The sequence below is a fragment of the Limosilactobacillus sp. genome (genome assembly GCF_041859915.1).
Classification (GTDB): Bacteria; Bacillota; Bacilli; order Lactobacillales; family Lactobacillaceae; genus Limosilactobacillus.
The window spans coordinates 1-10,348 of the sequence record NZ_JBFLGB010000056.1; the positions used below are offsets into that span (position 1 = coordinate 1).

At 41.6% G+C, this 10,348-nt stretch carries 11 protein-coding genes, 2 tRNA genes and 1 pseudogene; 1 reads left to right on the forward strand and 13 read right to left on the reverse strand.

Annotated features, from left to right (window positions below):
- Window positions 1-56 precede the first annotated feature (56 nt).
- The 11 genes from ACEYV4_RS07490 to ACEYV4_RS07540 form a co-directional block, all read right to left on the reverse strand.
- Window positions 57-1,478, reverse strand: coding sequence for a basic amino acid/polyamine antiporter (locus ACEYV4_RS07490; RefSeq protein ID WP_373842711.1), 1,422 nt, complete (start codon window positions 1,476-1,478; stop codon window positions 57-59).
- Window positions 1,479-1,493: 15 nt separating this feature from the next.
- Window positions 1,494-1,964 carry an arginine repressor gene (locus tag ACEYV4_RS07495; protein WP_373842712.1) on the reverse strand — a complete coding sequence of 157 codons (471 nt, stop codon included), beginning with the start codon at window positions 1,962-1,964 and terminating at the stop codon, window positions 1,494-1,496.
- Between the two features lie 127 nt (window positions 1,965-2,091).
- Complete coding sequence (gene arcA, locus ACEYV4_RS07500) at window positions 2,092-3,321, reverse strand: arginine deiminase (RefSeq protein WP_373842713.1); 1,230 nt, start codon at window positions 3,319-3,321, stop codon at window positions 2,092-2,094.
- A 218-nt stretch (window positions 3,322-3,539) separates the two neighbouring features.
- Window positions 3,540-4,556: a serine hydrolase domain-containing protein gene (locus ACEYV4_RS07505; protein WP_373842714.1), complete on the reverse strand. Its 1,017-nt coding sequence runs from the start codon at window positions 4,554-4,556 to the stop codon at window positions 3,540-3,542.
- Window positions 4,557-4,703: 147 nt separating this feature from the next.
- Window positions 4,704-5,588, reverse strand: a complete 885-nt coding sequence (locus ACEYV4_RS07510; RefSeq protein ID WP_373842715.1) for a hypothetical protein — start codon at window positions 5,586-5,588, stop codon at window positions 4,704-4,706.
- 360 nt (window positions 5,589-5,948) lie between these two features.
- The gene (locus ACEYV4_RS07515) at window positions 5,949-6,137 is read right to left on the reverse strand and encodes a hypothetical protein (RefSeq protein WP_373842716.1); all 189 of its coding nucleotides are present in this window, start codon (window positions 6,135-6,137) and stop codon (window positions 5,949-5,951) included.
- 75 nt (window positions 6,138-6,212) lie between these two features.
- Window positions 6,213-6,374, reverse strand: coding sequence for a hypothetical protein (locus ACEYV4_RS07520; RefSeq protein ID WP_373842717.1), 162 nt, complete (start codon window positions 6,372-6,374; stop codon window positions 6,213-6,215).
- A 450-nt stretch (window positions 6,375-6,824) separates the two neighbouring features.
- Window positions 6,825-6,897: transfer RNA gene (locus tag ACEYV4_RS07525), tRNA-Glu, on the reverse strand.
- A gap of 74 nt (window positions 6,898-6,971) precedes the next feature.
- The gene (locus ACEYV4_RS07530) at window positions 6,972-7,301 is read right to left on the reverse strand and encodes a hypothetical protein (RefSeq protein ID WP_373842718.1); all 330 of its coding nucleotides are present in this window, start codon (window positions 7,299-7,301) and stop codon (window positions 6,972-6,974) included.
- A gap of 82 nt (window positions 7,302-7,383) precedes the next feature.
- Window positions 7,384-7,454, reverse strand: a tRNA-Gln gene (locus tag ACEYV4_RS07535).
- Between the two features lie 52 nt (window positions 7,455-7,506).
- The gene (locus ACEYV4_RS07540; RefSeq protein WP_373842719.1) at window positions 7,507-7,989 is read right to left on the reverse strand and encodes a hypothetical protein; all 483 of its coding nucleotides are present in this window, start codon (window positions 7,987-7,989) and stop codon (window positions 7,507-7,509) included.
- A 175-nt stretch (window positions 7,990-8,164) separates the two neighbouring features.
- Here ACEYV4_RS07540 and ACEYV4_RS07545 point away from each other — a divergent pair, with 175 nt between their 5' ends.
- On the forward strand, window positions 8,165-8,860 hold the full coding sequence (locus tag ACEYV4_RS07545) for a M57 family metalloprotease (protein ID WP_373842720.1): 696 nt from the start codon (window positions 8,165-8,167) through the stop codon (window positions 8,858-8,860).
- A 43-nt stretch (window positions 8,861-8,903) separates the two neighbouring features.
- On the opposite strand, the gene ACEYV4_RS07550 is transcribed toward ACEYV4_RS07545, so the two are convergent.
- Together ACEYV4_RS07550 and ACEYV4_RS07555 are read right to left on the reverse strand one after the other, a co-directional pair.
- Window positions 8,904-9,824 (reverse strand): DMT family transporter, encoded by a 921-nt coding sequence (locus ACEYV4_RS07550; protein ID WP_373842721.1) that lies wholly within the window; start codon window positions 9,822-9,824, stop codon window positions 8,904-8,906.
- A gap of 101 nt (window positions 9,825-9,925) precedes the next feature.
- Window positions 9,926-10,348: pseudogene (locus ACEYV4_RS07555) on the reverse strand (carbamate kinase); the annotation flags it as partial.

Here is a 10,348-nt window from a genome sequence, read left to right on the forward strand (position 1 = left end):
ATTTCTTGTCTTTCATCTTAATCACCTCAATTTAAATATAAAGTTGTCATTTAAAATCAGCTAATCGTAATCGTGCCGTTGATAACAAGCCAAATGGCTACCAAGGATAGGATCAGGATTAAAGTCATAACCCACTTTTCAGCAGCTGACATCTTGTGGTTGTTTTCCTTGCAAGCCAGGTAGTAAATGTAAAAGCCTGGAATGAAACTGATGGAAACCAGCAGTACTTCTTGCCAACCGGCTAAGAACATGCAAGCAAACATGAAGGCAGCGGAAAGCAGACCAATCGTGAACTGACCCCATTCGCCTTTCTCCCGACTGTACTTCATTTGGTAAAGACCAACAAAGAGGTAGGAGAACAGGATAGCAGCAGAACATAGTGAGTAAGCAAACTCATATGCCTTCTGGGTAAACAGTAATGAGAACAGGAAGATCGTCTGAAGAACACCAGTAATCATCAGAGAAGCCGTTGGGGCATTCTTCTTGTTGGTGTCACCCCAAAGCCGTGGCATTGCCTTATCATCGGCAACCAGCATAGTAGTTTCAGCTGGTAGCATCGTCCAAGACAACCAGGAAACGATGGTAGAAATGATCAGACCAATGTTGATCAAAATGGAACCCCAGTTACCAACAGTCATCTGAAGGACATGACCAATTGCTGGTTGACCCATGCCGGCTAATTGAGCCCGGGTCAGCGTCCCATAAGGCAGGATAGAAATCAATACATAGATTAATACCAAGAGGCCAAAACTAATCAGACTTGCTGATTGGGCATCAGAACGAGAACGTGCACGGTGTGACATAACAGAGGCACCTTCAACACCAATAAATACCCAAATCAACGTCATCAGGGTACCCTTCATCTGCGTCCAAGTAGAACCGGTTGTAGTTCCCTTAGAAGCATTGTTGGCTACTCGGCCCCAGAAGTCGGCAGTAAACATGCCACTCTTGAAGCTGACAATCATGATAATAATGAAGATAACTAATGGTACAACCTTGCAGATCGTCCCAATCATGTTAACAAATGAGGCGGTTTCCACACCATTGTTAACCAGGATGGTCAATAACCAGCAGAAAATAATTGCTACGATAATTGACGGAATATTTTGACCACCCTTAAATGTTGGGAAGAAGGTTCCAATTGATGACATCAGCATCGTGGCAAAGGCAATGTTACCTAGCCATGCGGATAGCCAATATGACCAACCAGAAATAAACTCTCCCATTGGACCAAAGCCAGCGCCGGCATATGAAAAGATTCCGGATTCAAGGTCTGGTCGCTTAGCGGATAGGTTGTTTAAGCAAAGAACTAACATTAGGAAACCTAAACCTGTAAAGATCCAGGCCAGAATAGCCGGGCCTGGTGCAGCGGCAGCTGAGACATCACTTGTAATCCCAAATATCCCAGTACCGATACATGAACTAACAATCAGGGCAATTAATTCACCCTTACCGATACCTTTTTTCTCAGTATCCATGGTATCCCCTCGTTTCTACACAATACGTGTGTTAATGTGCTTTGTAATCAAATTATAAACTAGCTTGGCATCTGCATTATCCTTACTAATAATAATGAGAGTGTCATTACCAGCAATGGTACCGACGACTTCCGGAATATCGAGTTCATCGAACATCCCCGCCAAGATGGTCGCGTAACTGGAATTCAATGCTGTTTTAACAACATTTAAAAACTGAACAGTCTCGATAGTGCGAACATTATCATGAATTCCCTGGTACAACCGATTAAAATCATGCTCTGGGGCTAAATGAAGCTGGACATAGTAAGTATGTCCCTGTCCATCGTTTGCTTTTACAATGTTTAGCGCATGAATATCACGTGAAATTGTTGCTTGGGTTGTTTCAACTCCCGCCTCTGTAAGAAGTTGCAACAACTCATCTTGAGTTTCAATTTTCCGATCGTTGACCAGCTGTTCAATCAATTTTCGTCTCGCTTTTCGATCCATCAACGGTCCCTCGCAATAAAAATGATTACATTATCATCATACTAGAAAAAGCAGCAAATTTGTACCCTTTCCCCATCAGTTAATGAGTCACTGGATAATAATTTGCTGCTTTCATTATTAATCTAAATTACTTATCAAGATCTTCACGAACAAGTGGGCAGGACATGCAACGCGGACCACCACGACCACGTGATAGTTCACTTGACCGAACTTCATGAACGAGAATTCCGTGCTTACGCAGCAAATCATTTGATACATAGTTCCGGTCATAAGTTACAACTTCACCTGGAGCAATAGCCAAGGTGTTGGAACCATCATTCCATTGTTCACGTGGAGCAACAATTGGGTCACCATTACCAGTTGGGATCAGGTCAATTTCTGACTTGTTCAATGCTTCCTTTAATACTTCCTTCAAGTCAGTCCGGTGCTTAATTTCAATCTTACCGTCCTTACCTGGGTGCAGAATGTAAGTATCAACCTTACCATTCTTATCCAAGATTTGCGGATGAACAGTAAATTGATCATAGTTGATCATCGTAAAGACGGTGTCAAGGTGCATCATTGCGTGGTTATGTGGAATGTGAATAGCAATAACAGTATCGTAATTAGAATCCTTGAAGAGGTTCCGTGCAATGTCCATGATTGCATCTGCAGAAGTCCGTTGAGAAATTCCAATAGCAAATACGTGATCACTAAGGACTAATTCATCCCCACCTTCGATCCGGGTGTCGTGATAACGATCACGCCATACGTGAACCTTGCCAGCAAACCGTGGGTTGTACTTGATGATGTACTCAGTGATCAATGATTCACGACGACGAGCCGTAAAGGTCATGTGGTTAATGGTAATTCCATCACCAATTGAAGCCTGTGGGTCACGGGTAAAGTAGGCGTTCGGCATTGGATCCATGAAGAATGGGTAATCCTTGTCTTCAGCCATTTCAGCCAGTGAAACGAACTTAACGTCAACTTCATCCTTCCGAACACCAGCAATAATCTTGTCAACCATTGCTTGAGTATCCATGGAGAGCAGGTATTCCTTTAATGCATCATGAACAGCACCACTAGCGTAGCCAGATTCAGCGATCATCTGTTCAAGGAACTTATCCTTAACTTGATCATCTTGCAAAGCTTCAGCGGCTAACTTAGCAAAGTATAATACTTCAATACCTTGCTTCCGCAGTGTGTCTGCAAAGTAATCGTGTTCCTTTTGTGCAATTGGCAGATATGGAATATCATCAACCAGCATCCGGTGAAGAATGTCAGGGTACACGTTTTCAATTTCGTGACCTGGTCGGTGAAGCATAACTGTCTTCAGCTTTCCAATTTCAGATGTTACATGAATTGGACTTTGCATATACAATCACTCCTTTAAGAGATTCACTTGATTACATGTACCATATTATCATAAATGTAACCGTTGTCAAATGCCTATTTATTAGTATCTTGTGTACTTATGCAAGTAGATGTATCAATTTAAATTGCGTCCCTCATTTTATGCAGTTTAACAGTAAAATTAGTATAATTTGTCATTTAGTATGCATAAAAGTTGAATAATAATTTCACAAAGTTTTTTTACTCATCTTTTTCTCGCAAATAGGTAGCATAGATTTGATCCCGTCGATTCAAATATTCTTGATTTTGCGCCGTCGGATGAACCCGATTTGAGAGAAAAATGAATCCCTGGTCAGTCTGTCGATCTAGGATTAACCAGGTGCCCGTAAAACCAGTATGACTAATCAGAAGATGGCCATCTTGGGGATCATGAAGTAATTTCCAACCCAATGAACGACTGTGCGGTCCCGGAATTGGTGTTTGATCGGTAAACAATGCATCAATCATCGCTGAGCTAAGCAGATTGCCTAAATTATTTTCGATTAATTGTCGACTAAAAATCGTTAAGTCACTTAATCCGGCAAACAGGCCAGCACAGCCACACTGGTTTCCTAAAATATAACCCTTAGGATCATGGACCTGACCCCTGATTAATCCACGACGAGGCTGAATCTCTGTCGGTACTGCTTGATTAGGTTGTGGGTGAAAAGTTGCTGTTTTCATTCCCAAAGGTTGCAAAACGCGTTGCGTAATCACATCTTGTACTGGCGCTTGGCATAACCGTTCAATAATCCATCCTAAATAAAGATAATTAACGTCGGCATAGTAAATTTGCCGATTTAGGGTATCATTCACATGCTCATCAACAAGAAAGGCATGCTTTAGTTCTGTAGCTGACAACTCGTTGCGATGCGGAATATAACCCGTGATTCCCGAAGTATGTGTTAAAAGGTTTCGAATCGTGGGACAGGGATCGTTAAACTCCGGTAAATACTTTTGCACCGGGTCATCAATTCCTAATCGTCCCTCCTGCAGAAGCATTGCCACGACTGGAACCGTTCCGACCACTTTTGTCAGTGAAGCTAGATCATAAAGCATCCCTGGCCGCAATTCTTCCTTTGTCGGTTGTAATTCAGCCAGGCCGCGTACAGCTGACCATTTCTTTTGCCCATCGAAAATAAGATAACTAATGCCTGGAACAACCTTATCCGTAACCAATGAGTTCAGTTGTTGCAACGTTTGCCCATATTTTTTCATTATCCTGCTTCCCTTCATTAAAGTGAATTATTTTCATTCTATGCTTACTAGTTAATTGATGCCAATTTCCCAGGAAATAAAATAATTTCATCACAACTAAAAAAGCACCCAGAAGTAATCCTACTTTTGGATGCCTTTTAATTAAAGTTAACCCGGCTGATCAGAAATTGAACCATTAGGCTGGTTGGAAATGGCTGGGCGTGAAGTACCACCATTACCACCATAACTTGGACGGTAAGTGCTGCCACCACGGTTGGAACGACTGCTGCCACGGTAAGAACTACCACCACCGTTGCCACCAGCGCTAGTATTTCCACCGGTACTCTGACTACTGCCACTACCACCGGTACTAGTGCTGGTGTTGGCATTCGTGTTAGCAGCATTACTATTATTGCTATTGCTGCTACTGTGTGATGTTGCACTAGTAGAATGGGCACTGCTACTAGACGAGCTAGATTGACTACTACTGGATGAGCTAGAAGAAGAACTACTCTCTGAGGATACCTTTTGTTCTTTAATTAGCAGTTTTTTAACAACCTTCTTCTTGCCGCGGGTTGCAGTAATGTCATATGTCCCTGGTGTATCAAAAGTCATGGTCTTGGTAACAACCTCACCACCATTATGAGTCTTAATGGTTCCAAAGATTTCACCACTCCGGTGACCGCGAATCACTACCTTCGTGCCAGGCGATACCATGAATTTAACCTTCGCTGATCCATTATCACTAAGGTGGGCCGTATGTTTAAAACTCAATGTCACTTCCTGGTCATCACTGGTGGTAGTCTTGACCTTCTTAGGCTTGCTAATCTTTGTTGGCTTGGAAGAAGCTTCCTGGTGACTACCAAAGGACGTTACTCCAACGCCAACTAAACTACCAACTAGAATAATTGCCATCAACCAATTAAGGAAAATGCCACCGCCACTGACACGATTAACACCACGTTTCAGACGATGAACCTGTCGAATATATTGAATGATTAACATAATTGCCGCCACAATGGCCACAATAATAAACAAATTTCTAATTCGCATAATTTATAACACCATAATTCATTATTCTCGTTAAAAACCGATACTAAATTATTTTAACATGAAAATTACCTTTTTTAAGTACTTTTACGAAATTGTCAGCCAACGATCAATTTTTTCATTCAAGGTTTATTATCTACTGGTCAAACTGCTTGATATAAGCCGGTTTTGCTTAATTTTGCAAAGCAAATAAAGGATTTAATTAAGAGCCAGAAAAAGGTCCCAGCAGTTGTAAAACTACTGAGGCCTTTTCCATTGCCCACAACCATCCACCTGGTTTCGAAAAATAAAAGTAAATAAATTTGGGGAGGTTATTTACTCTTTGAATGGACCCTGCCACGAGCAATGACTTTTATTCAATTGTTATTCAACATCACGCTTCTTCTTGGCTGCTAAACCAGCAAGGCCAAGAGTTGCGGCTAATTCAACACCAACCGCACCGAGGATAACAAACTTGTCAGTTTTATGTTTCCGGTCTGTAATTACCATTACTACCGTTATTAGTCGTAGTGGTCGTGACAGTGCTGGTGTTGTTACCAAAACTAGTTGCAATTATTGTTGTTTCACCGTTGCCAGTAACTTCACTAGTTCCAGCAATGTCACTGACATTAACATCATTGTCTCCAGTTACGACACTCTGTTAGTAAGGCCATTATTGGTATTATTACCACTCAAGCCAGTATTACTAGTGACAGTGCCATTACCATTACTGTTGATAGTAATTGGAACCATATTAGCAGTACCACTATTAGACGTAGTACCGTTATTAGAACTACTACTACTATTCATAATGCCACCATTATTAATAGTTAGTACATATTATTAGAACCATTACCATTATTAGCACAGGAAACCGCCTAACTTAAGAAGCTAGACGGTCGTTAAGAGCTAAATCATGCTATAATGTAGTCGTGCTAGTGATTATATTATAAATCAGATAATTTAACATTGCGCTCCTATTCTGGTGTACTGCAATCCACCACCAGCCAAGCGCAATAAAGAACGTCTCCAAAAGGATCAGTCCTTTCGATTTGTACTTGTGCATTGGTGGTTGCCAGTGCACTTTTTTATTATATCATGAAAAAATAAAAGACCACCAATTGAGGCGGCCACTATGGCAATCAGATTAATTGACTCAAAAATTAATAAAAACCAGTTTTACTAGGGTTCACTTAATTCCAGAAATGCCGTTATATCAACAATTTAACGTTAGATGAAACTAAATGAAAGTATAAAAAATCACCCGCACGGGGGTCGAACCCGTAACTCCGCCTTGAGAGGGCGACGTCTTAACCAATTTGACCAGCGGGCAATAAATAAGTATTAACGTACAAAAATGATTATACGTTATTTAGGCATCAATTGTCAATCAGAAATCGCATTTTCCTACTCATAAGATAATTCTAATAGATAAGTATGTTTAGCCGGCAGGTGTGCTGTCGTTACCCAAACATTATGATAGTTTGGCTGGGTGCAGTTGGTTAAATGAAAGTAATAATCTAACAAATCTTCGTTCTTCGCTACAAAATAGTTTGATAATCGATTGACCATCAACTTCATCTCTGGGAAATAAAAACTCGCATCCGCAATTTTTAAGTGGTCATTAATTCCCAACATTAGTGTATTAGTGTAATGAGCCTGTTGAGTAGTAATTAATTCCGGATGACGCTTAATCTTTGATAAGACATAATAAATTGAATCAGAATTACTAGCCATTTTTCCTTCCCCTTACAATAGTCTAGCTTTCTAAACCTGATAAAACAAAAAGTCGCAATTCAATGAACTGCGACTTTAATAATTGGGAATACTGGGTTCGAACCAGTGATCAAGGATTCAGAGTCCTTTGCCTTACCGCTTGGCCAATTCCCAATGTAGTTGTTTCATACAACGCTTATTACTATACAAGGAATCAACTAAATAGTCAACCCTTTGCGGCAATTTCTTTTGCTAACCGGTTCTTTTGTGCTTGAATCCGCTTCTTAGTCTGCTCGTAGGTGGCATTCGTATCCGTGCCATCTACCCAGTGCTCGACATCAGCCTTTATCTGGGCTTGGGTTGCTGGTTCGTAATCATGATGTAAGTAGTTGTAGTTCGTTGCACTATCCTGCTTCTGCCAAATCGGTGCCGCAATAAATTGGCTTCGCGTCCGCTGTAAATTAGGTGCTGCTGCCGAATCAACGGCTCGAATACCAATTACCTTAGCCGTCGCTATTGGCGGAATAACGCTATTACTCGGCAAATATGGCCCTACCGGAACATTGATCAAAGCATTGTGCATAACTGCTTGCCAATTCTTTCTCGTTGCTAAACGGTGCTCGAGGCCAGGTTCAATATCATTGGCAACTAAGTATTCCCGTTTTTCACCCCAACTTAATTTTACCTGAACCACGAATACATTTGCCATCAGAATCACCCTTTTCACAGTTTCTACAGTCCTATTTTACCGCAGGCTACATGGACCTGTGAATTTTATTACAATAAATCTTAAATTTTTTGCTAAACCAGACGATTTGTTAGACTTCGCCGCGTAATTTATATTAAAATTTGGGCATTAGGAGGTGGTAGGAATCCGTAGACATTTGTTCTTACCATTAATTTATCTGCTGATTTTTGGGGGATTAATTTGGTTCTACCAAAACAACCCTTTCTTTCAGCAGGGCGCTAATATTGCTATTCATGACGCCCAAGTCGTTACCTATAATGGAATTAATAAACTAACGGGCAAGAAAAACTCAACAGTTACTTCTAAAAACGATAATTCACAACAAACACCAACCGGCAACGCTCGCTGGCAGCACCCCAACGCCACTATCTACGTCGACTTATCCAATCCAATTCTGCACAATGCTACCGAATCTGCAATTAGCCAGTGGAACCGGACCGGAGCATTCACTTTCAACCAAACTAATGATAAGACCAACGCTGACGTTGTAGTTACTGCCATGAATACGGACAACGATGCGGCCGGTTTAACCAATTCGAGTACCAACGCCATGACCGGTTATATGGTCCACGCTTCTGTTCAACTCAATGTGGCCTATTTACTAAACCCCAGCTATGGTTACTCCCAACAACGAATTATCAATACCGCTGAACACGAATTAGGTCATGCAATTGGGCTTCAACATAATAACGGTACTTCGGTCATGCAACCAGCTGGCTCGTTTTACACTATTCAACCAACTGATGTCCAAGCCGTTAAGAAGCTCTATTCGACAACTCCACAACCTGATGACAATTCAGCTAGTCAAAATCAATCGCAAAATAGTCAATAATTAAAAATGCCGAGTCACCTCATATTGGACTCGACATTTTTCTTTAGGCCATTTTCTCTCCCTTATGTCGACGCGGGATTCGAATGTTAATTGCCAATACGGCTATGATAACCAAAATAGAACCTAAAATATCCATCCCCGTCATATGCAAGTGGAAGATTAAGACTGACCCAATGGTTGCCGACAAGGGTTCAAAGGCATCCATCAAGCTAAAAGTCGTCGCATTGATATACTTAAGGGAATTATTAGCCAATTGAAACGGAATTAAGGTCCCAATGATCAAAATTCCTAACCAGCAAATCCAAACAAGTGGTAGGTTCGGAACGTGCGGTTGAGATGGATGAATAGCCAGTAACGAAAGACCCGCGAAAAGCAGTCCCCAACCGGTTACGACCAAGGATGGCTCACGATTTTCACGGAGCATCTGCTGGGGAATCAAAGTATTAGTAGCCACCCCCACTGAGGCCACCAACCCCCAGCCAAGGACTAACGGTGTAATGGCCATGTGATTAATGCGACCATGCGTTGCCAATAAGAAAACCCCGACAAAGGCAATAATTGCACTGATAATTTCAATCCGACGGGGCGGAATATGGCGAAAAACCGCTACATAGGCAATGATGAAAAATGGCCCTAAGAATTGCAGAACAGTGGCAATCGAGGCATTACCATACTGAACAGCCATAAAATAGCCATATTGAACTGGTACTAATCCAAAGAAACCATAGGCAAAGATTACCCAGGCATCATGCAAATTTTTGAAGATCCGCAACGGTCGATCGCCCTTAAACTGGCTGATAATTAATAAGATAATTCCAGCAGAGATCATTCGCGTTTGGGTCACCCACATTGAGGTAATGCTTGAACTTACATTAAATAAGCCCTTAGCAAATAAGCCAGAAATTCCCCAGAATGTACAGGCCACAATAATCATGACCGTTCCCAAGACTTTTTTATTTGTCATACCTATTCCACTCTCATTTCCAAATTTTTACACATGAGCTATTCTAACACAAAAAAAGATGGTAATAGATGACCAATCCATTACCATCCTTAAATGTTTAATTAGTTGTCGCGAATAACTGTTCCGACCTTGCCAGCTAAGGCATCGTCAAGGCCATTGAGAGAAGTAATAATTGCTTCTCGTTCAGGGTGACCTTCAACAAATGACAAGCAGGCTTCAATCTTCGGCAGCATACTACCAGCGGCAAACTGCTTCTCGTCCATGTACTTGTGAGCATCTGCGACGTTCAGAGTCTTCAAGGCCTTCTCGTTTGGCTTGCCATAGTTGACATAAACGTAATCTACGGCAGTCAAGATAATCAGCTTATCGGCACTGATTTGGTCAGCCAGAAGAGCACTAGAACGGTCTTTGTCGATTACGGCAGGAACCCCTTGGAGTCCATCATCAGTCATGATGACCGGAACTCCACCGCCACCACCGGCAATTACCAGGTCACCGGCTTCGATCAGGGTGTTGATACTGTC